This is a genomic window from Streptomyces sp. NBC_00086, from assembly GCF_026343255.1.
In the GTDB taxonomy this organism is placed as follows: domain Bacteria; phylum Actinomycetota; class Actinomycetes; order Streptomycetales; family Streptomycetaceae; genus Streptomyces.
Map to the genome: position 1 here is coordinate 4,604,873 of NZ_JAPELZ010000001.1, position 19,474 is coordinate 4,624,346.

Annotated in this window: 18 protein-coding genes; 12 read left to right on the forward strand and 6 right to left on the reverse strand. The window is 72.0% G+C overall.

Features of this window, described 5'->3' with window-relative positions; translation table 11 throughout:
- Positions 1 to 81 precede the first annotated feature (81 nt).
- The gene (locus tag OG276_RS20705) at positions 82 to 1,818 is read right to left on the reverse strand and encodes a hypothetical protein (RefSeq protein WP_266907611.1); all 1,737 of its coding nucleotides are present in this window, start codon (positions 1,816 to 1,818) and stop codon (positions 82 to 84) included.
- 196 nt (positions 1,819 to 2,014) lie between these two features.
- Between OG276_RS20705 and OG276_RS40835 the strand changes: the two genes are divergently transcribed.
- Positions 2,015 to 3,379 carry a hypothetical protein gene (locus OG276_RS40835; RefSeq protein ID WP_323182351.1) on the forward strand — a complete coding sequence of 455 codons (1,365 nt, stop codon included), beginning with the start codon at positions 2,015 to 2,017 and terminating at the stop codon, positions 3,377 to 3,379.
- 55 nt (positions 3,380 to 3,434) lie between these two features.
- On the opposite strand, the gene OG276_RS20715 is transcribed toward OG276_RS40835, so the two are convergent.
- Positions 3,435 to 4,631 carry an ABC transporter substrate-binding protein gene (locus OG276_RS20715; RefSeq protein WP_323182352.1) on the reverse strand — a complete coding sequence of 399 codons (1,197 nt, stop codon included), beginning with the start codon at positions 4,629 to 4,631 and terminating at the stop codon, positions 3,435 to 3,437.
- Between the two features lie 379 nt (positions 4,632 to 5,010).
- Here OG276_RS20715 and OG276_RS20720 point away from each other — a divergent pair, with 379 nt between their 5' ends.
- Together OG276_RS20720 and purU are read left to right on the forward strand one after the other, a co-directional pair.
- Positions 5,011 to 5,457: a hypothetical protein gene (locus OG276_RS20720; protein ID WP_266912969.1), complete on the forward strand. Its 447-nt coding sequence runs from the start codon at positions 5,011 to 5,013 to the stop codon at positions 5,455 to 5,457.
- A 19-nt stretch (positions 5,458 to 5,476) separates the two neighbouring features.
- On the forward strand, positions 5,477 to 6,352 hold the full coding sequence (purU, locus tag OG276_RS20725) for a formyltetrahydrofolate deformylase (RefSeq protein WP_266907615.1): 876 nt from the start codon (positions 5,477 to 5,479) through the stop codon (positions 6,350 to 6,352).
- A gap of 33 nt (positions 6,353 to 6,385) precedes the next feature.
- On the opposite strand, the gene OG276_RS20730 is transcribed toward purU, so the two are convergent.
- A complete protein-coding gene (locus OG276_RS20730; RefSeq protein ID WP_266907617.1) occupies positions 6,386 to 7,738 on the reverse strand; it encodes a zf-HC2 domain-containing protein in 1,353 nt (450 codons plus the stop codon).
- The gene (locus tag OG276_RS20735) at positions 7,735 to 8,313 is read right to left on the reverse strand and encodes a sigma factor (RefSeq protein WP_266907619.1); all 579 of its coding nucleotides are present in this window, start codon (positions 8,311 to 8,313) and stop codon (positions 7,735 to 7,737) included. Before OG276_RS20735 ends, OG276_RS20730 begins: the two co-directional genes overlap by 4 nt.
- A 319-nt stretch (positions 8,314 to 8,632) precedes the next feature.
- Between OG276_RS20735 and OG276_RS20740 the strand changes: the two genes are divergently transcribed.
- Positions 8,633 to 9,160 carry an EF-hand domain-containing protein gene (locus tag OG276_RS20740; protein ID WP_266907621.1) on the forward strand — a complete coding sequence of 176 codons (528 nt, stop codon included), beginning with the start codon at positions 8,633 to 8,635 and terminating at the stop codon, positions 9,158 to 9,160.
- Positions 9,161 to 9,275: 115 nt separating this feature from the next.
- On the opposite strand, the gene OG276_RS20745 is transcribed toward OG276_RS20740, so the two are convergent.
- Positions 9,276 to 10,847, reverse strand: a complete 1,572-nt coding sequence (locus tag OG276_RS20745) for a class I adenylate-forming enzyme family protein (protein WP_266907623.1) — start codon at positions 10,845 to 10,847, stop codon at positions 9,276 to 9,278.
- Between the two features lie 186 nt (positions 10,848 to 11,033).
- Between OG276_RS20745 and OG276_RS20750 the strand changes: the two genes are divergently transcribed.
- From OG276_RS20750 to OG276_RS20780, 7 genes are all read left to right on the forward strand, one after another.
- Complete coding sequence (locus tag OG276_RS20750; RefSeq protein ID WP_266912971.1) at positions 11,034 to 12,245, forward strand: amidohydrolase family protein; 1,212 nt, start codon at positions 11,034 to 11,036, stop codon at positions 12,243 to 12,245.
- A gap of 5 nt (positions 12,246 to 12,250) precedes the next feature.
- The gene (locus OG276_RS20755) at positions 12,251 to 13,405 is read left to right on the forward strand and encodes an acyl-CoA dehydrogenase (RefSeq protein ID WP_266907625.1); all 1,155 of its coding nucleotides are present in this window, start codon (positions 12,251 to 12,253) and stop codon (positions 13,403 to 13,405) included.
- Positions 13,406 to 13,412: 7 nt separating this feature from the next.
- The gene (locus OG276_RS20760) at positions 13,413 to 14,354 is read left to right on the forward strand and encodes an acyl-CoA dehydrogenase family protein (RefSeq protein ID WP_266907627.1); all 942 of its coding nucleotides are present in this window, start codon (positions 13,413 to 13,415) and stop codon (positions 14,352 to 14,354) included.
- A gap of 349 nt (positions 14,355 to 14,703) precedes the next feature.
- Entirely contained in the window at positions 14,704 to 15,210 is a 507-nt protein-coding gene (locus tag OG276_RS20765; RefSeq protein ID WP_266907630.1) for an ATP-binding protein, read from the forward strand.
- A gap of 284 nt (positions 15,211 to 15,494) precedes the next feature.
- Complete coding sequence (locus tag OG276_RS20770) at positions 15,495 to 16,022, forward strand: SigE family RNA polymerase sigma factor (RefSeq protein WP_266907632.1); 528 nt, start codon at positions 15,495 to 15,497, stop codon at positions 16,020 to 16,022.
- The gene (locus OG276_RS20775) at positions 16,019 to 16,564 is read left to right on the forward strand and encodes a hypothetical protein (protein ID WP_266907634.1); all 546 of its coding nucleotides are present in this window, start codon (positions 16,019 to 16,021) and stop codon (positions 16,562 to 16,564) included. Before OG276_RS20770 ends, OG276_RS20775 begins: the two co-directional genes overlap by 4 nt.
- 136 nt (positions 16,565 to 16,700) lie before the next feature.
- Entirely contained in the window at positions 16,701 to 17,396 is a 696-nt protein-coding gene (locus OG276_RS20780) for a hypothetical protein (RefSeq protein WP_266907636.1), read from the forward strand.
- A gap of 64 nt (positions 17,397 to 17,460) precedes the next feature.
- Here OG276_RS20780 and OG276_RS20785 read toward each other — a convergent pair whose 3' ends face one another.
- Entirely contained in the window at positions 17,461 to 18,387 is a 927-nt protein-coding gene (locus OG276_RS20785; protein ID WP_266912972.1) for a cyclase family protein, read from the reverse strand.
- Between the two features lie 119 nt (positions 18,388 to 18,506).
- Here OG276_RS20785 and OG276_RS20790 point away from each other — a divergent pair, with 119 nt between their 5' ends.
- Positions 18,507 to 19,427, forward strand: coding sequence for an SDR family oxidoreductase (locus OG276_RS20790; protein WP_266907638.1), 921 nt, complete (start codon positions 18,507 to 18,509; stop codon positions 19,425 to 19,427).
- The last annotated feature ends 47 nt before the right edge of the window (positions 19,428 to 19,474 follow it).

Genomic DNA, 19,474 nt, shown 5'->3' on the forward strand with positions numbered 1-19,474 from the left:
CGGCCCGGGGGTTCCGGGGCGGCGGGGTCGGCCGGTCCAGTCGTGTCAGGCGGTTCAGCCGGTTCAGCCGGTTCAGCCGGTTCAGCCGGTGACGACGATGCGGCCTTCGTCGCCGTTCGCGACGAGGTGGGTCGCGTCGGGGTCGACGAAGCGGATGCGCCAGGTGCCGCTGGTCTCGGCGGTGAACTTCTTGCCCACGGCGCCGTTGGCGAGGGAGACGGAGGTGCCCATCTCCTTCCAGGCGGTGGAGCCGTCGGGCCGGAAGTAGTAACGGACCTTCTGGCCGGCGTAGGGCCCGAGCGCCGCGGGGGAGATGGAGGTCTTCAGGACCGCGGAGACGTACAGCTGCTGTCCCTTGGCGACGGGGGCCGGCCCGAAGCGCTCGTCGGTGAGCCAGGTCCTGGTGCGCGTCGGGCGGATCACCTGGGTGCCGGTGCTGGGGCCGATGTTGGTGGTGCCCGGAGTGAGCACCCGCCACTCGACGGGAGTCCAGGTGGCCGGCGGGTTGATCGTCACGGTGAAGGTCTGGTTGTAGGGCACTACCGACGACCGACTGGTGCTCCACCATCCCGACGCGTTCTTGAACTGGATCTCGACCGGGGCCTGCTGGGTGGTGTAGCCGTCGACGAGAACCTTGCCGCTGATGGTCAGCCGCCCGTACTTGTCCTGGGTGACCAGCTTCTCCTCGACGACCTTGGTCGTGTGGGTGACCTTCGCGACGGTCGCGGTGCGCGTACCGTCCCCCAGCAGCCAGCTGTCGTTGACGGACACGTTCCAGGAGCCGGCCCTGAGGATCTTCGGCGAGACCGTGTAACTGCCGTCCGCTCCCGCCGAGGTGCTCGCGTATCGGGCCGCCGCGGCCCACTCCACCGCAGCCACGCGGCGGCCGGCGGCGGGCTTGACCGTACCGTCGTCCGCGAGGCGGGTGAGCGTGCCGCGTACGGGCACGGTCATCCCGTACCGCGCGGTGAGGGGCGCTGTCGAGGACATCGTCAGCGTGGCCTTCTGGGGCCGGATCTTGGCCGGGGCCGTCGCGGGCACCTCGGTGTCGCCGCTCGCCAGGGTCACGGAGGCGGACGACAGCATCTCGTTGCCGCGGGCGGCGACGGTGGTGGTGAAGCGCCCCTGGGCGTCGGACGCCACATCGGCCTGGCCCAGACCGAGCTGGGCGCGGACCATCGCACCCGCCAGCGGCAGCCGCTCCCCCGTGCGGGGGTGGATGGCAGTGACAGAGCCGGTGACCTGGGTGTCGAGGTCGTCCAGCGAGAACTCCTGCTGGGTGGACTTCGCTTCGATCCTGGCGTCGACCGCGTAGGTGGCGCGTCCGGCGTTGCGCCGGCTCACTTCCTTGCCCGCACTGTCCTTGGCGTACACGTCCATTTCGTAGTCCGTCATGTCGTCCAGGACGAGCGGCTGATCGTCGCCCTGGTACCACGTGTGGCCGGGCTCTTGGGAATCGCCGCCCTGCTCGTAGTAGTGCGTGAGCTTGTCCACCACGGCCACGACCTTGTCGCTGCCCGCCCTGCGCACTTCGACCCGGACCGGGGTGGTGTTGTCGTGGTCACCGGCGAGGAGGAAGACGATGAACTCACGGTTCGCGCGCTGAGAGAGGCTCGCACTCGCCACTGAGCTGTCCGCGGCCTTCGTCCCCGGGGCCGCCTCCAGGGCCGCCCGCTGCTCGGCCGGCACGGCCGACGGGGAGGACGCCCCCGGGGTGCCGACGGGCGCGGCGGTGGCGGCAGGGGCTGCTACCGCCCCCGCGGCCGCGATCACGACTACCGTACCGACGGCCGTCATGGTCCTCTTGAAACTGTTCACCGGAATCCCCCGTGCGTCACATGTGATCGACTGCACGCTTTTGACCGCCGAGCCGCCCCGGGGGTTGTACGGGTTCCGGCTCCGGTTCGTGCTGCGAACACCGTTGGCCACGAGGCCGGGACTGGCACACTTGCCCGGGGCCGGTAGCGTGAGCCGACGGTTCCGTAAACGCGGACAGGTCGGAGAGGGAGTCCCGGTGACGGAGAGCGGACAGGGCGCCAGCCCGCAGGGAGGCGTGCCGTGGGGGCCGCCCGTGCCCGCGCAGCCGCCGACGGAGCCGCCCGCGCAGCCCGGCGGGGAGCAGGAGTACCCGCAAGGCCCGCCCGCCTACGGCTACCCCGCACCCGGCGGCCCCGACTACGGCTACGGCTATCCGCAGGGTCACGTGGTCGGCCCCGGCTACGAGGGCCCCGGCGACCCGCACGGCTACGGCTACCCGCCGCTGCCGGAGGCCGCCACCCAGTACATTCCGCCGGTGCCCGCTGCCCCCGCGCACGAGGAGGCGGCGACGCAGTACATCGCGCCCGTCCCCCCGGCCCCCGCGTACGGCGAAGCGGCCACCCAGTACATACCGCCGGTTCCCGCGGCCCCCGCGCACGGTGAGGCGGCCACCCAGTACATCGCGCCGGTCCCCGCCGCTCCCTCGTACGACGAGGCCGCGACGCAGTACATCGCGCCGGTCCCGGCCGCGCCCGCCGATCCCGCCGCCGGGTTCGACGGGATGTTCCGGGGGGACACGCAGCTGCTGCCCCCCATCCAGGAGCCGGTGCGCCAGCAGCAGCCGCCGCGCCGCCCCCACCCGCAGCAACAGCAGCACCAGCAACAACAGCAGTACGCGCAGCAGCCCCAGCACCAGCAGTACGCGCCGCCGCCGCAGCAGTACCAGCAGCAGCCGCCGTACTACCAGGAGGAGCCGCCCGCCGCCGCCCGCAGGGTGTCGCCCGCGATCATCGGCGCCGTCGTCATCGGCCTGGCCGTCGTCGGGCTCGGGGTCGGTGCGCTGCTCGGTGACGGCAAGGCGCAGAACAACGACCCGGCCGCCGTGGCGGCCACCCCCACCCCCGGCAGCTCCGCGGCGGAGAGCGGCGAGACCCCGCTGGATGCCGCGCAGCCGCAGGCGGTGCAGCTCGACAAGCTCCTCGCGGACAGCAACGACAGCCGGGCATCGGTGATCAAGGCCGTCGAGGACATCAAGGGCTGCACCAACCTGGACCAGGCGGCCACCGATCTGCGCGACGCGGCCCGCCAGCGCGAGGAGCTGGTGACCCGGCTCCAGGAGCTCAAGGTGGACAAGCTCCCGAACAACGCGAAGCTGACCGCGGCCCTCACCAAGGCGTGGAAGTCCTCCGCCGAGGCCGACAACAGCTACGCGGCCTGGGCGGACGACATGAAGTCCGACGGCGACAAGTGCAAGGACGGCAAGGCCAAGGCGACCCGCAACGCCTCCGAGGGCAACAAGGCGAGCGGCGACGCCACCAGGGCGAAGGAGACCGCGGCGGGCCTGTGGAACTCCATCGCGGCCAAGTACGACCTCACCAAGCGTGACAAGAGCCAGCTCTGACAGGAGCCGGCTCTGACAAGAGCCGGCTCCAAGCCCGGTCCCCGAAAGAGGCGGACTAGCTCGAACGGGGCGCCATTTCCAGGGTCTTGGTCATGTCCATGGACGGCTCGCCGCCCGGCTGGGCCATCAGGCGGCCCTGCTGGACGACCTGGAAGGTGACCCGGCAGTTGACCATGCGGGGGAAGCCGGCGACGGCGCGCATGTCCTCGTAGCGCCAGCTGAGGTCGGGGGTCAGGCCGCCGGTCTGGACGGGGTCGGACTGGTTGAGCTTGCGCGTCAGGGAGCGGCCGGTGAGCTTCTCGTCCTCCTTGAACCGCTTCACCATCTCGCTGAACACCGTGTACGCGATCCAGGTGGTCTGCGCGCCGCTGTCGTCGGGGTCCACGGCGTTGTCGCCGAAGGCGTGGTCGGAGATGACGTTGCGCATCTGCGTCCACAGGGGATCGGAGCCGACCGGGTACCAGCTCGTGACGTACGCGCCCTCGAAGGGGCTCTCCTTGCCGCCCGTCCGGTCGACCAGGGCCTGGCTGACCGAGCCCAGCACCGAGGAGACCTGCGGCTTGCGGTTCTGGGAGTCGGCGCGGCGGAAGGCGTCGAAGAAGGTCTCGGTGCGGGCGCCGAGGACGGCGGCCACGCACCCCTTCTCCTTCCCGTCCTTCCCGTCCTTCGCCGAGGAGGCGCCGCCCTTCCCGGAGGTCCCGGAGGAGGAGGCCGCCAGTGCCTCGTTGGCCTGGACGAAGAGGTCCGCGGCGTCCTCGGCGGCCCGGATGTCGCTGGCCTCGGGCATCTGGTTGGCCTTGAGGCCGGCGTTGAGCTGGATGGGCAGGGAATCGCCGGCGAGGGTGTCGGGGCGGACCAGGGCGACCTTGGCGCAGGTGCGCCCCAGCTGGTGGCCGGCTCCGGCCATGAGGACGGGCTGGCCGCCGTTGACGGGGAAGGAGAGCGGGGACTGGAACTCGGTGGAGGAGACCCCGTAGCCGCCGATGAAGGGGATGCCCTCGGCTTCCAGCGGGGCCAGGAAGGCCCGTCCGTGCTGGCTGTAGGAGCCGATGACGGCGACGGCCTTCTCGGCGACCGCCTTGCGGGCGCAGTCGGCGGCGCCGGTGGGCGTGTTGCGCTCGTTGCAGGTCAGGACGCGGAGTTTGCGGCCGTTGATGCCGCCCTTGGAGTTGACCCAGCGCTCGTAGGCCTTGGCCATGCCCGGCATGCCCGGCATGTTGGTCGCGCTGGAGTCCTGGGGAGCGAAGGTCATGACGGTGAGGGTGTCGGCGCCCCCGGGGCCCCCCGAGCCCCCGGGGAGCACCCCGCAGCCGGCGACGAGACACGCGCCCGTCGCCACGGCCGCGGTCCGGGCCAGAAAGGAGCGGGAGAGTGATGCTGCGCGTCGCCGGGTGGTCATGTGCATGCACCATTCCGCGCCCGGGGTAACTGAAGTGCGAGGTGTACGCAACATGGGGTGACGACGAGGTGAATTACGGGTGTCGCCCATACGCTGAGTGAGCACCGGTCGGGCCGGTTTCCGGGGGGTCCGGGCGCCTCAAGATCACGCCGTACGGGAACGTACGATCGAAAGCGTGACATTCGCCCAAGGTTCGAAGAACTCTTCCCGCCGCGGCGGCCGCTCCTCCACCATGGGCGGCATGCCCCTCAACGACATGCCGTGGTGGCGCTGGCGCAGCAACGTGCGCTCGGCGCTGCACATGCTCTCCGACCCCGCGTTCCAAGAGGACACCTGGCTGGCCGGCGCCGAGGGGTACGGGGACGTCACCGACGCCGTGTACCGCCTCGTCGAGGACACCTGGCTCGACAGCTGGTCCGCGGAGAAGTACGTCGGCACGATCTTCCGCGACTCGCAGGAAGCGGCCCTGGTGGACCTCGCCGTACTGCGCGTGCTGCGGATCATGCACCAGATAGGCCCCGACGCCCCGGTCTCCGGCTACCTGGAGCACCACGCCTGGCCGGAGGCGGTGCGGGCCGCGCGCGAAGCCCACGTACGGCTGGCGACGGCGGACGCGGACGATCCGGACGCGCGGCCGCGCTCACTGGACGTCCTGAGGATCCTCACGCGCGCGGTGTGATGTGGAAGGCTGTGGGGTCATGAGCGACGACCCGCAGCCCCAGGCCCCGCAGCAGTACGTACTGACCCTCTCATGCCCGGACAAGCAGGGCATCGTGCACGCCGTGTCCAGCTATCTGTTCATGACCGGGTGCAACATCGAGGACAGTCAGCAGTTCGGCGACCGCGACACCGGTCTCTTCTTCATGCGGGTCCACTTCGCGGCCGACGCTCCGGTGACGGTGGAGAAGCTGCGGGCCAGCTTCGCCGCGATCGGCGACTCCTTCCGGATGGACTGGCAGATCCACCGCTCCGACGAGCGCATGCGGATCGTGCTGATGGTGTCGAAGTTCGGGCACTGCCTCAACGACCTGCTCTTCCGCCACCGGATCGGCGCGCTGCCGGTGGAGATCGCGGCGGTGGTGTCGAACCACACCGACTTCGAGGAGCTGGTCGGCTCGTACGGGGTCCCGTTCGTGCACATCCCGGTGACGAAGGACACGAAGGCGGCCGCGGAGGCGCAGCTGCTGGAGCTGGTCCGGGCCGAGGAGGTCGACCTCGTGGTCCTCGCGCGGTACATGCAGGTGCTGTCGGACACCCTCTGCAAGGAGCTGAGCGGGCGGATCATCAACATCCACCACTCGTTCCTGCCGAGCTTCAAGGGCGCGAAGCCGTACCACCAGGCGCACGCGCGGGGCGTGAAGCTGATCGGTGCGACCGCGCACTACGTGACGGCGGATCTGGACGAGGGCCCGATCATCGAGCAGGAGGTCGAGCGGGTGGGGCACGAGGTCACCCCGGACCAGCTGGTGGCGATCGGGCGGGACGTGGAGTGCCAGGCGCTGGCGCGGGCCGTGAAGTGGCACAGCGAGCACCGGGTCCTGCTGAACGGGACCCGGACGGTCGTCTTCACGTAACCGCCGGACGTCATGGCCGGCAGGGCGGGCGCCCTACATCCGGCTGAGCGAGGCCGCCGCGAAGAGGACGTCGCGGATGGCCTCGCGGTCGCCGTCCTGGCCGACCGCGGCCTCCTCCGGGGAGATGTGGCCCGCGGCGAGCTGGCAGAACTCGGTGCCGTCCAGGGCGATCCGGGCCACCGTGTGGTCCGGTGAGGGCTTCGCCGCGGGGGAGTCCAGGGCGATGTCCCAGCCGCCGCCTCCCGCACCCTCGATCTCCAGGTGCAAGGTCCGGCCCGGCGCCCCCGCCGCGACCAGCCCGCGCGGCGGCGCCGCCAGCCCCGCCCGCCGGCGCCCGGCCAGGGCCGCCGGCAGGAGCCGGGCCGCCAGGTCGATCATCCGGTTCAGGTGGGGCGCGGACGGCGGCCCGTACGGGTAGTCCACCGCCTCCGCGATGTCCACGGCGTGGACCCAGCACTCGAAGGCCCGCTCCAGGAAGGCGTCCCCGAGGGGCAGGGCGAAGGCGCCGTACTCCACGTCCAGTTCGGCCACGCCGCGGCCCGCGAAGGAGACCGTACGGACCAGGGTGTGGCCCTGCTCCCGCCACGGCTCGCGGACCCGGCGGGTGGTCGGGTACGGGGAGTCCTCCCAGAACCGCTCCGTGCGCTCGGCCGGGGTGCCCGCCGACGCTTCGCGGCCCAGGGGGTCGTCCAGGCCCAGCGCGGCCGCCACGAGGCCGTCCACCGCCAGCAGGTGCCCGATGACCCCGGCCACCGTGGTCCGGCGGGTCTGGCGGCGCTCCTCCTCGAACCACTTCAGCCGGACCGGGGTGTGCCACTCCGAGTCCCCGAAGTCCCGCAGCAGGGCGTCCAGCCGGGCCGTCTCGGTGTCGTACGGGCTCGCCCACGCCGGGACCGGGATGCGGGCCGGGCGCTTGCCGAGGCAGTCCTCCAGCACGCGCGAGCGCAGCAGCGGCTTGAGGTCGAGGGTCTCCTCAGGGTGCAGCAGCCCCACGGCGTCGCGCAGCCGCAGCGCTTCCTCGGCGCAGGGCGCGCACTCGGTGAGGTGGTCCTCGACGGCCTGGGTCTCCTCCGCGGAGCAGGCCGCCAGGGCCCAGGCGCCGAGGAGGGACTTCAGTACGGCGTGGGTGGGCGGCGGCGCGGCCGGGACCGGCTCGGGGTCGGGCTCGGGCTCGGCGGGCGCCGGTACGGCGGGGGAGCCGGTGATGTCCGGGTACTCCATGTGCTGCGAGTCGTCGAGGTCGTTGAGGTCGACGAGGTCATCGAGGTCGGCGAGGTCGTCGGCCGCTCCGCGCGGGCCCGGTATGCGCGCCGGGCCGCCGCGGTTCGGGGGCCGCTCGTACTCTTCGCCGTCTTCTTCGCCGAAGGGGCTCGGCGGGATCGTCATCGCGTGGTTCCGAATCCGGAGGGGCCGTACCCGGGCGGGACCGTGTCGTCGCGCGGGACGGCGTTGGCCGTGGACAGGAGTTGCAGGCCCAGGCGCAGCCGGCGCCGGGCCTCGTCCTCGCTGATCTGCAGGTCGGCGGCGGCCTGGCGGTAGTCGCGGCGCTTGAAGTAGGCGAGTTCGAGCGCTGCCCGCAGGGGTGCGGGCATGGAGGTGACGATGAAGTCGGCGCGGGCCGCCGCGTTGGCGCTGCGCACCTTCTGTTCCAGTTCCTCGCGGGATCCGTTGCCCAGTTCTGCCTGGCGCAGGCGGGCCACGGCCTGCCCCTGGGTGATGCGGGCGACCCAGGAGCGCATGGAGCCCTGTTTGGGGTCGTAGGCGTCCGGGTTCTCCCAGATGTAGCCGAAGACCTCGCGGGTGACCCGGTCGGCGGCCTTCTCTTCGCCGAGGACCCGGTGGGCGAGGCCGTGCACGAGCGAGGCGAAGCGGTCGTACAGCTCTCCGAGCGCGGCGGCCTCGCCGCGGGCCAGGCGTTGTTGCATGCGGCGGTCCCAGCGCGGTGGTGCGTCCTTCGGCATCGTGCCCCCAGCCGGCTTCCCGGTTTCGCAGCCGTGTGTCGACCACTCGAATGTAGTGGGCATGCAGCGGTTCGCGCCCGTTTTGCCAGAACCTCGTCCCGGAGGTGCGCCCTGCGTGATAGGGGCGTAGCACGGCGTGAACGGGGAGGTGCGGCCCGGCACATGCGCACAGGCGTACGCGCCCCGTCGCGCTCCTCGTGCGCTGGTTCGATGCGGCCACCTCCTTGCCCGCTTCGCTTAACGCGCAGGCCACGTAGGCCTTACGCTCCGTCCTGTCTGGAACTGACCCCACCGCACACGTGAAGGCGGAACGCCGAACATGGACAGCGCAGAGTACGAGCGCAAGATCGCCGCCCGATTCGCCACCTTCGACCAGGACGGGTCCGGGTATATCGACCGGGAGGACTTCAGTACGGCGGCCAAGGCGGTCCTGGCCGAATTCGCCGTGGCGGCCAGGTCCGACAGGGGCCAGGCCGTGTTCGCCGGGGCGGAGGCCTTCTGGCAGGGCATGGCCGGCATCGCGGACGTGGACGGGGACCAGCGGGTGTCCCGCGAGGAGTTCGTCACGGGCGCGGCGAAGCGGCTGCGGGACAACCCGCACCGGTTCGCGGAGATCGCGCGGCCGTTCCTGCGGGCGGTCATCGCGGTGGCGAGCCCCGCCGGCGACGCCGTCCCCGGCGCGACCCCTGCGGCGACGGCGCGCGTCCTGCGCGTGCTGGGCACCGCGGAGGAGCTGGCGGGTCCGCTCGCGACGGCCCTGGACGCGGACGGCGACGGCCGCATCTCCGAGGACGAGATCCTGGCGGCCTTCGCCGGCTACTGCGGGGTGGCGGCTCCGGACGCGTAGCCCCTGCCGGGGCGGAACCGGGGCGGAGCGGAAGCAGGGCGGCGGGGCGGACTCCCGCAGCCCCGCCGCGCCGTGAGCCGTGTGCCCCGCCGCGCGCGCGAGCCGCCCTCGCCCGCTACGCGAAGCGTTCGCGGAGCTTGTACTTGAGGACCTTGCGCAGGGCGTCGTTGCGGGGCAGGGCCTCGACCAGTTCCAGTTGTTCCGGGAGCTTGTGGGTGGAGAGGCCCTCCGTGCGGAGGTGCGAGGTCACCTCGGCGAGGGTCAGCGGGGCCGCGCCCGGGGGCTGTTCGACGACGGCGCAGACGCGTTCGCCGCGTTCCGGGTCGGGCAGGCCTATGACGGCCACGTCGGCCACGGCGGGCAACCGGTGGAGCAGGTCCTCGATCTCCTTCGCCGAGATGTTCTCGCCCTTGCGGATGATGACGTCCTTGCTGCGGCCCGTCAGGACCAGGTAGCCGTCCTTGGTGAGGTGGCCGAGGTCGCCGGTGATCAGGTAGCCGTCGGCGTCGAAGACCGCTGCGTTCACATCGTTCCGCTCCCTGCCGAGATACCCCTGGCAGACCGCCTCCCCGCGCAGCCGGACCTCCCCGTCGGTGTCCGGCGGGAGGAGCGTGCCTTCCGGGGTCGTGATGCGGATGGACATGCCCTCGGGGGGCCGGCCCTCCGTGGTGGCGAGGTTCTCCGCGGTGTCGTCCGGGGCGCCCATCGTGATCATGGGGACCTCGGTCATGCCGTAGCCGTGGGTGAGCTGGCAGCCCAGCTCGCGGACGACCGCGTGGTAGATCTCCGGGGGCTTGGGGGCGCCGCCGCCCGCGAGGAGGCGGAGGGTGGGGATGAGTTTGGTGCCCGGGTCCTTGCGCTGTTCGGTGAGGAACATCGAGTAGAAGGCCGTGGAGCCGCCGGCGACCGTGACCCCGTGCCGGCGGTAGCCGTCGAGGGCGTCGGGCATCGCGAACTTCTCGAAGAGGACCGCCGGGAACCCGTAGAGCAGCAGCATCACCGTGTAGTCGGGTCCGGCGATGTGGGCGAACGGGAAGGCCATCGAGCCGACGTCGTCCGGTGACAGGTGCAGGGCGTGGGCCAGGCAGGAGCCGCCCGCGATGAGGGAGCGGTCCGTGTGCAGGACGCCCTTGGGGTCGGAGGTGGTGCCCGAGGTCCAGTAGATCCACCGGACCGAGACGCCCTCCTCGGGGGGCGGGGGCAGCACCGCGGGGTCGCCGGTGGGCAGGGACTCGTACGCCTCGAAGACGCCGTGCGCGCCGAGGCGGTGGGCCATCGCCGTGTGGTCGAAGCCGCGCCAGACACCGGGGACGGCGAAGAACTCCGCCTTCGACTCGCGCAGGGCGAAGCCGACCTCGCGGTCCCGGTAGAAGGGGATGACGGGGGTCTGGACGGCGCCGATCCGGGCGAGGGCCACGGAGAGGAGCACGGTTTCGATGCGGGTGGGGAGCTGCCAGGCGACCACCGTGCCGGGGCGCACGCCCATGCCGTAGAGGCCGGCCGCGACCTGCTCGGAGCGGTCGCGCAGCTCCGCGAAGGTCAGCCGGCGGTCGGTGGCCCGGTTGGCGGCGGGGCCGTCGGCGGCCTCGATGAGGACGGGTGCGTCGGGGGTCATGGCGGCCCGGCGGGTGATCAGGTCCCAGAGCGTGCGGGACCGGCTGAGTTCGACTGCGGTGCTGTCCGTCATCCCGGACCGACCTCCCCTGGCCGACATGACCTGACGGATAGTCAGATCAAGCGCAGAGCGTAGGGCGCGGACGCTTGTCGGTCCAGAGGCGGGGAGCTAGCTTGGTTCCAGATTTCTGACGCCCCATCAGATTTGCCCGAGCGGCGGATCGGGGCGACGGAGCCATTCGGCATGCGGCGAGGGGACATCATGGAACTGCCTCGGATCATCAGCGTCGACGACCACGTCATCGAACCGGCCCACCTCTTCGACGTCTGGCTGCCCGCCAAGTACCGCGACCGCGGGCCCAAGGCGCTCACGGCCGGCATCGGCGAACTCGCCTACACCGGCGGCAAGTACGTGATCACCATGGACCCCGACGGCCCTCCCACCGACTGGTGGATCTACGAGGACCTGAAGTTCCCGTACAAGCGCAACATCGCCGCCGTCGGCTTCGACCGCGACGACATGACCCTGGAGGGCATCACCCGCGAGGAGATGCGGCGCGGCTGCTGGGACCCCAAGGCACGGCTGCTCGACATGGACCTCAACCACGTCGAGGCCTCGCTCTGCTTCCCGACCTTCCCGCGCTTCTGCGGGCAGACCTTCGCCGAGGCGCACGACAAGGAGGTCGCCCTGGCCTGCGTGCGCGCCTACAACGACTGGATGGTCGAGGAGTGGTGCGGGGACAGCGGCGGCCGGCTCATCCCGCTCTGCATCATCCCGCTCTGGGACATCGACCTGGCCGTCGCCGAGATCCGGCGCAACGCCGCACGCGGGGTGCGGGCGGTGACCTTCTCCGAGATCCCGACCCATCTCGGCCTGCCGTCCATCCACTCCGGCTACTGGGACCCCTTCTTCGCCGTCTGCCAGGAGACCGGCACCGTCGTCAACATGCACATCGGGTCCAGCTCCCAAATGCCCGCCGCCTCCCCCGACGCCCCGCCCGCCGTGCAGGCCGCGCTCAGCTTCAACAACGCCATGGCCTCGATGATGGACTTCCTGTTCAGCGGGGTGCTCGTCAAGTTCCCGACGCTGAAACTGGCGTACAGCGAGGGCCAGATGGGATGGATCCCGTACGCCCTGGAGCGCGCCGACGACGTGTGGCAGGAGCACCGCGCCTGGGGCGGGGTCAAGGACCTGATCCCCGAGCCGCCGTCCACGTACTACTACCGGCAGATGTTCTGCTGCTTCTTCCGCGACAAGCACGGGATCGCCTCGCTGGACGTCGTCGGCCGCGACAACGCCACCTTCGAAACCGACTACCCGCACGTGGACTCGACCTTCCCGCACACCAAGGAGGTCGCCCTCGACCACGTCAAGGGTCTCGACGAGGAAACCGTGTACAAGCTGATGCGCGGAAATGCCATCCGTATGCTCGGTCTTGACTTCGACAAGGACCGGCGGACGGGACGGTAGGCGCAGTGGACCTCACCTACACCGAGGAGGAGCGGGAGTTCCGGGCCCGGCTGCGGGCCTGGCTCGCCGAGGAGCTCCCCGGGCTGCCGGCCAAGCCCTCGCCCGACGACTGGCCGGGCCGCCGCGCCTACGACGCGGGCTGGCAGCGCAGGCTGTACGACGCCGGGTACGCCGGACTGCACTGGCCGGTGGACGCGGGCGGCCGCGGGGCCACTCCCACGCAGCACCTGATCTTCCTGGAGGAGACGGAGCGCGCGGGAGCCCCGTACGTCGGCGCGAACTTCGTCGGGCTGCTGCACGCCGGCCCGACCATCGCCGCCGAGGGCACCGCGGAGCAGCGCGCGCGCTGGCTGCCGCCCGTCCTGCGCGGTGACGAGGTGTGGTGCCAGGGCTTCAGCGAGCCGGACGCGGGCTCCGACCTGGCCTCGCTGCGCACCCGGGCCGTCCGCGACGGCGACGAGTACGTGATCACCGGATCGAAGATATGGACCTCGCACGCGGAGGTCGCCGACTGGTGCGAGCTGCTCGTGCGCACCGACGGGGAGGCCCCCAAGCACCGGGGGATCTCCTGGCTGGCCATGCCGATGGACGCCCCCGGGGTGACGATCCGGCCGCTGCGCACGCTGGCCGGCTCCACGGAGTTCGCGGAGATGTTCCTCGACGAGGTACGGGTGCCGGTCGCCAACCGGGTCGGCGCGGAGAACGACGGCTGGCGGGTCACGATGGTGACCCTGTCCTTCGAGCGCGGCACCGCCTTCGTCGGCGAGGTCGTCGCCTGCCGGCGCACCCTGGGCGAGCTGGCGCGCACCGCGAAGGCGAACGGCCGCTGGGACGACCCGGTGCTGCGGCGCCGGCTGGGCCGCCTGTACGGGGAGTTCGGCGCCCTGTGGCGGCTCACCCAGTGGAACGTCAGCGAGTCCGAGCGCTCGGGCGGGGTCCCGGGCATCGGCGGCAGCGTCTTCAAGCTGGCGTACTCGCACGCGCGCCAGGAGCTCTACGACACGGCCGCCGAGGTGCTGGGGGCCGAGGCCCTCTCGCTGGACGAGGAGTGGACCCTGGACCGGCTCTCCTCGCTCTCGTACACGATCGCGGCGGGCACCTCGCAGATCCAGCAGAACATCGTGGCCGAGCGGATCCTCGGCCTTCCGAAGGGCAGGTGAGCGTTCCGTGGACTTCCAGCCGACGCAGGACCAGCGGGACCTGCGGGCAGGCGTACGGGACCTCCTGGCGGGCCGGTACGGGCGCGAGGAGCTGCGGGCCTCGGTCGACCGGGCCGACCTCACCGGCCGGTCCGTGGACCGGGATCTGTGGCGGGAGCTCGGCGAGGCCGGGTTCTTCTCGCTGCGGCTCCCGGAGGACGAGGGCGGGGTAGGGCTCGGGCTGCCGGAGGCCGTGCTCGTCTTCGAGGAGGCCGGGCGGGCGCTGTTGCCGGGACCGCTGGTCGCCACCCACCTGGCCGCCGGGCTGGTCGCGGGGGCCGCGGAGGGGGAGGCGGTGGTGACGGCCTTCGACCTGGAGGGCCCGCTGGTGGCCCACCTCGGCGAGGCGGACGCGGTGCTCGGCGCGGACGGGGAACCGGTCGACCCGGCCGGCTGGAACTACGCCGGGGAGCCGGTGCGCTCCGCGGACCCGCTGACCCCGCTGGCCCGGGTCTCCCTGCCGGGGCAGCCGGTGGCGGCCGGTGCCTACCGGGACGCGGGGGCGCTGCTGACGGCGGCGCTGCAGCTCGGCAGCGCGCTGCGCACGGTGGAGCTGGCGGTGCAGTACGCCAAGGAGCGCGAACAGTTCGGGCAGCCGATCGGGGCGTTCCAGGCGGTGAAGCACCTGTGCGCGCAGATGCTGGTGCGGGCCGAGGTGGCCCGTACGGCGGTCTACGCGGCCGCCGTGACGGCCGGTCCGGCGGAGGTGGCCGCGGCCAAGCTGCTGGCCGACGAGGCCGCCGTGCGCAACGCCCGGGACTGTCTGCAGGTGCACGGCGGGATGGGCTTCACCTGGGAGGCGGACGTGCACCTGCACCTGAAGCGGGCGTGGGTGCGGGCGGAGCAGTGGCGGACCGCGGCGCAGGCGGAGGAGGCGCTGGCGGCGGAGCTGCTGGCGGCGGTGGAGTAGGGCGGTCGGCTGCCCGGCCGCCTGCTCGCTCGCTGTGACGGAGGGGTGCGGGAGGGACGGCGCGGGACGCATGTCCGATTACGGAGAGTTGATATCGGTTTGTGTCCTTCGCCCGCCTCATTGCGGCCCGGAGGCGGGGGGCTGCTCCGGTACGCTCCCGGGAATGCGAGCGGTTGAGCGGCGCGAGCGCCGCACAGTATGCACCACGCTTACTCCTTCACGCTGGAATATGCCCGAAGCGCTTGTTGTGGTGACTGTATGTCAACCATGCTGCTCCGCAAGGGGGTCACACTCGGTGACCCCGTCCTGTCGCGAGGCGAAGTGTCCGCCGGTTCGGATGGTGTGAGCGGTGCAGGTGCTTCAGGTTCAGCTGGAGGTAGGACCGGACCCCGCCGAGGTCGGCCGGGCCCGCCGATGGGCCCGCTCACGGCTCGCGGGCTGCGGCATAGGGGATGACGAGCCGCTCGCCGAGACGCTGATCCTGCTGATCTCCGAGCTGGTCACCAACGCCGTCGTCCACACCGGCTGTCCGGCCGTGCTGCGCATGCTCTTCGGGGAGCCGGGAGTGCGGGTGGAGGTCGCGGACGCGAGCGACCGGGCGCCGTCCCCGCGGCAGGCCGCCGGGGACGATACGGGCGGCCGCGGGCTGGAGCTCGTGGACGGACTGGCGGACCGCTGGGGCTGGCAGCGCGAGGGCGCCGGGAAGCGGATCTGGTGCGAGATCGACCGCGCCGAGAAGCTCGCGGAGGGGATCGCGGAGAAGGCCGCCGAGAAGGCTGCGGGGAAGACCGCGGAGGACGCCGCGGGCGGGCCGGAAATCCACGGCGCGATCCGGGAACCGCACGTGTACCTCTAACGAGGTGTTGACGGTTCGTCAACTGGTGATCACTCTTGTGTTGAACGATTCGTCGCGAGGGGACGCCAAGGGTCAGTCCTGCCTTGACGAGTGCGGGTCGTGGGGTGGCGGCCGCCGTGCCGCGCTCGGGGCGTGCATGCGCGCCGCCGCCACCCGCAGAACCAATCCTTTTTGACGCGCGACTCCGTCCGCCGATGGCAACAGCGCCACCCTGAAGTTGGTGCCCCTGTCGTGCAATGCGACCGCGCCCCCGGGTCGTCTTGAGGGTGAGGGGGTGTGGCCGGGTGGAGCCATCCGAAGAAACGTTTGCGGAGTTCGTCGCGGCAGCGGGACTCCCGTTGCTCCGCACCGCGAGGCTGCTGACGGGCGACTGGCATCTGGGGCAGGACCTGGTGCAGGTGACCCTGGCCAAGGTCTACGACCGCTGGGCCCGCGCGGGCCGGTACGACGCACCGATCGGCTACGCGCACAAGGTCATGGTCACCACCTACTGCACCTGGCGTCGCAGGCGCTGGCACCACGAGCTGCCCCACGCGGCCGTGCCCGACGCCGCGGGCGGCTCCGTCGAGCCCGCCGCCGAGGCGGTCGCCGCCACGGACCTGCTCGAACGCGCCCTGCTCAGCCTGCCGCGGCGCCAGCGGGCCGTACTGGTGCTGCGCTACTACCAGGACCTGACGGTCGAGCAGACGGCGGAGATCCTGGGCTGTCCGAACGGCACGGTGACCAGCCTGGCCGCGCGGGCCCTGACCCGCTTGCGGGCCCGCCCCGACCTCTGGCCGGGCGCCGGTACGACTGAGGCGGAGGTTCGATGAACGGGTTCCCCGAAGAAGAGCTGCGCCGCGCCCTGCACGCGCTGGCGGACTCCCCGGCGGCGCCGCTCGCCGCCCCCACGCCGCAGGCCGCCGTCCGGGCGGCCGCCCGGATCCGCGGGCGCCGCAGGGCGGCCGGTGCCGGGCTGGCGGCGGCCGTCGCGGTGCTGGCCGTCCTCGTCCCGCAGTGGGCGCCCGGCGACGGGGCCCGGATGCCGGCCCCGCCCGCCGCGTCCGCGCCGCCGCCGAGCGCGCAGGCCGAGGCGACGGAGCCGGCCGATCAGGGCGACCCGGCGCTCGGGGTCCCGTACCCGCACGCGCTGTACGTGCACTGCGGGATCCGGTACACGAAGTTCGGCGGCCGCTGGTGGCGCGCCGAGCCGGAGGTGCCCGAGGAGGCCCTGGACGCGGGCCTCAGGACGGACGCGTACACGGCCGGCACGATGGTGCTCGTCTCGGAGGTCGAGGCGCGCTTCGTCCGCCGCGGCCCGGACCTCGCGGTCACCTTCCGCCCCCTGGCGGTAGAACCGCCGCCCTGCCGCTGAGCGTCTCCGTGTGCGTTCCGGCCCGGGGTCGGGGGCTCGTGGTGCGCGTGGAATCATGAGGTGTACATGACGTATCTCTGCTCGGGGGTGCGTCGTCCCGTCCCGAAGGCCCCCACCCTCATCACAGGAGAAGCGCATGGCAAACCCGTACGAGGTGACGCCTCCGCCCGCCCCGAGGCGCCGTGGGAGCAGACTCCCCGGATTCCTCGCACTCGTTCTGGTCGCCGCAGGCATCTACGGAGCCTCCCAGTGGCTCGGCGAAGGCGGCGGCGGGAACGACGCCAAGCCCTCGGCCTCCGCGTCGGCCCCGGGCAATTCGTCCAAGGACCCCGGGAACCCGGAGTCCTCCTCCGACACGTCGAGCACGTGGGCGGTGGGAGATTGCGGCGGCCCCGACCCGGACAACAAGCCGGACGGCTACCGGCCGCAGAAGTGCTCGGCGTCCGGTGCCACCTTCAAGGCGATCGACATCAAGGACGCCAGCATCCTGCCGGGGGCGATCCAGTGCCCGCCCGGCACCGATCTGATGATCCAGGTGAGCATGACCTACGGTTCCGCCAAGTCGGGCGGCATCCCCACCAACACCGTCTGCGGCCGCAACCTGACCGGCGAGCACCCCGGTGACGCGGGCGCCGGCGGCGGCCAGCTGGTGCAGGGCGACTGCGTGACCGACCAGGCCCAGGAAGTGCCGTGCGCCTCGGGCGGTTCGGGCACGTACAAGGTGCTCGGTCTGGTCAAGACGAAGGCCGAGTGCCCGTCCGGGACCACCGAGCCGATGCGGCTGACCATGGCGGTGGGCCGCCCGTACGACGTGATCTGCGCCAAGGGCTGACCGTAGGGCGTGAAGGGCGGTGGTCGCGGACCCGTGAGGGTCCGGGGCCACCGCCCTTTCGCGCTCAGAGGATGGCGACCGGGGCCACCGGGGTGCCCACCGCGCCGACGAAGGGTTCCGGCATGGCGGAGAGCAGGAACGAGTAGCGGGATTCTTCCGCACAGGCTGTGGACAACTTTTCGAGGTTCCAGTTCTGGCCCTGGTGCATGCCCATCTCGACCAGGTCCAGCGCGTGCACCGGCAGCCACAGGTTCTCTATCTCCGGCGGGAAGATCTCGAAGGTCAGGGTGTCGTTCGCGACGGCCGCCACGTCCCGGGCGTGGAACCACTCGGGCGTACGGACGGACAGGCCGGGCGAGGGGTAGCCGTAGCCGTGCTTGTCGCCCGCCAGGTAGACCTGCACCTGACCGGTGCGGACCAGGACGATGTCGCCCGCGCGGACGGTGACCCCGCCGAACTCCTCGGCCTGCTCCAGGTCTTCCGGGGTCACCGGGTGGCCGCCGGGGAGCCGGTCCAGGCCCTTGGCGCGGGCCACGTCCAGCAGGACCCCGCGCGAGACGATGTGCCCGGCCTTGTCGATGCCGCTGAACTCGGCGCGGCCGTGCGCCGTGATGGTGCCGGCCGGGCGGCCGTTGTAGATCTTCCCCGAGTGCGAGACGTGCGTGAGCGCGTCCCAGTGCGTGCCGGCCTGGAGCCCGAAGGTCACCGCGTCGTCGCTGCACGCCACCGTGCCCGGGCCGAAGAGCTCCTGGTTGATCTGCACCATCGTGTGCAGCGGGTTGATCCGGCCGGGGATCATGCCGGACTGCACCCCGTCCTCCTTGAGCGGCAGGGCGAGCGGGATCCGGCGCCCGGTGCGGATCTCCGCGGCGGCCGCGCGGACCACCTCGTCGGTGATGAGGTTGAGGGTGCCGATCTCGTCCTCGGCGCCCCACCGGCCCCAGTTGTTGACGCGCTTGGCGATGTCGTGGAACTCGGCGGGCATGGCCATCGATCTCATCAGCTCCTCGTAGCGAAATGAACTGTGGTGACGAACTGGGGCTTGTGCTGGCGCATCCGGGTGCCCATAGAATCTAACGGACCGTCAGAAAACGCGGGAAGGGGCCGGACGTGGGGAACTTCTTGGCAGGCAAAGTCGTCGCCGTCACAGGCGCCGGCCGGGGCATCGGGCGGGCCGTGGCACTCGCCGCGGCCGCCGAAGGCGCCAAGGTCGTCGTCAACGACTACGGCGTGGGCATGGAGGGCAACGAGCCCACCAGCGAGATCGCCGAAGCGGTGGTGAAGGAGATCGTCGCCGCGGGCGGCGAGGCCGTGGCCGTCGCCGACGACATCTCGACCATGGCGGGCGGCCAGCGCATAGTCGACACCGCGCTCGCCCAGTACGGACGCATCGACGGAGTCGTGTGCGTCGCCGGCATCCTGCGCGAGCGGATGCTGTTCAACATGTCCGAGGAGGAGTGGGACCCGGTGGTCGCCACCCACCTCAAGGGCACGTTCACCGTCTTCCGCGCCGCCTCCGCCGTCATGCGCCGCCAGGGCACCGGCACGCTGATCGGCTTCACCAGCGGCAACCACCAGGGCTCCGTGGCCCAGGCCAACTACAGCGCGGCCAAGGGCGGGATCATCTCGCTCGTCCGCTCCGCCGCGCTGGGCCTGGCCAAGTACGGGGTCACCTCCAACGCCGTGGCGCCCGTGGCGCGCACCCGGATGTCGGCCAACGTGCCGATGGAGCTCAAGGAGATCGGCGAGCCCGAGGACGTCGCGGCGCTCGTCACCTACCTGCTCTCCGACAAGGCCGTGGCCGTCGGCGGCGAGAAGATCACCGGGCAGGTCTACACGATCGCCGGCCCGAAGATCGCCGTCTGGGCGCAGCCCCGCGAACTGCGCGCCGGCTACGCCGAGGGCTCCTGGACCCCCGAGAAGATCGCCGACTTCCTGCCCGGGACCGTCGGCACCGACCCGATGCCGATGCTCGCCCAGCTCGAAGCCATGGCCAAGGCGGCGGCCGCCAAGGACCGCCCCAACGCGTAGGCCCTGGCCGGGCGTTTCGGGTGTTCCGGGTGCGCCGGGCGTTCCGG

Coding starts and splice junctions, on each gene's coding strand:
- OG276_RS20740 (WP_266907621.1), top strand. CDS start 8,633: ATGGACAGCGCAGAGTACGAGCGCAAGATCGCCGCCCGATTCGCCACC.
- OG276_RS20775 (WP_266907634.1), top strand. CDS start 16,019: ATGAACGGGTTCCCCGAAGAAGAGCTGCGCCGCGCCCTGCACGCGCTG.
- OG276_RS20780 (WP_266907636.1), top strand. CDS start 16,701: ATGGCAAACCCGTACGAGGTGACGCCTCCGCCCGCCCCGAGGCGCCGT.
- OG276_RS20745 (WP_266907623.1), bottom strand. CDS start 10,847: ATGACGGACAGCACCGCAGTCGAACTCAGCCGGTCCCGCACGCTCTGG.
- purU (WP_266907615.1), top strand. CDS start 5,477: ATGAGCGACGACCCGCAGCCCCAGGCCCCGCAGCAGTACGTACTGACC.
- OG276_RS20720 (WP_266912969.1), top strand. CDS start 5,011: ATGGGCGGCATGCCCCTCAACGACATGCCGTGGTGGCGCTGGCGCAGC.
- OG276_RS20715 (WP_323182352.1), bottom strand. CDS start 4,631: ATGACCTTCGCTCCCCAGGACTCCAGCGCGACCAACATGCCGGGCATG.
- OG276_RS20785 (WP_266912972.1), bottom strand. CDS start 18,387: ATGGCCATGCCCGCCGAGTTCCACGACATCGCCAAGCGCGTCAACAAC.
- OG276_RS20730 (WP_266907617.1), bottom strand. CDS start 7,738: ATGACGATCCCGCCGAGCCCCTTCGGCGAAGAAGACGGCGAAGAGTAC.
- OG276_RS20735 (WP_266907619.1), bottom strand. CDS start 8,313: ATGCCGAAGGACGCACCACCGCGCTGGGACCGCCGCATGCAACAACGC.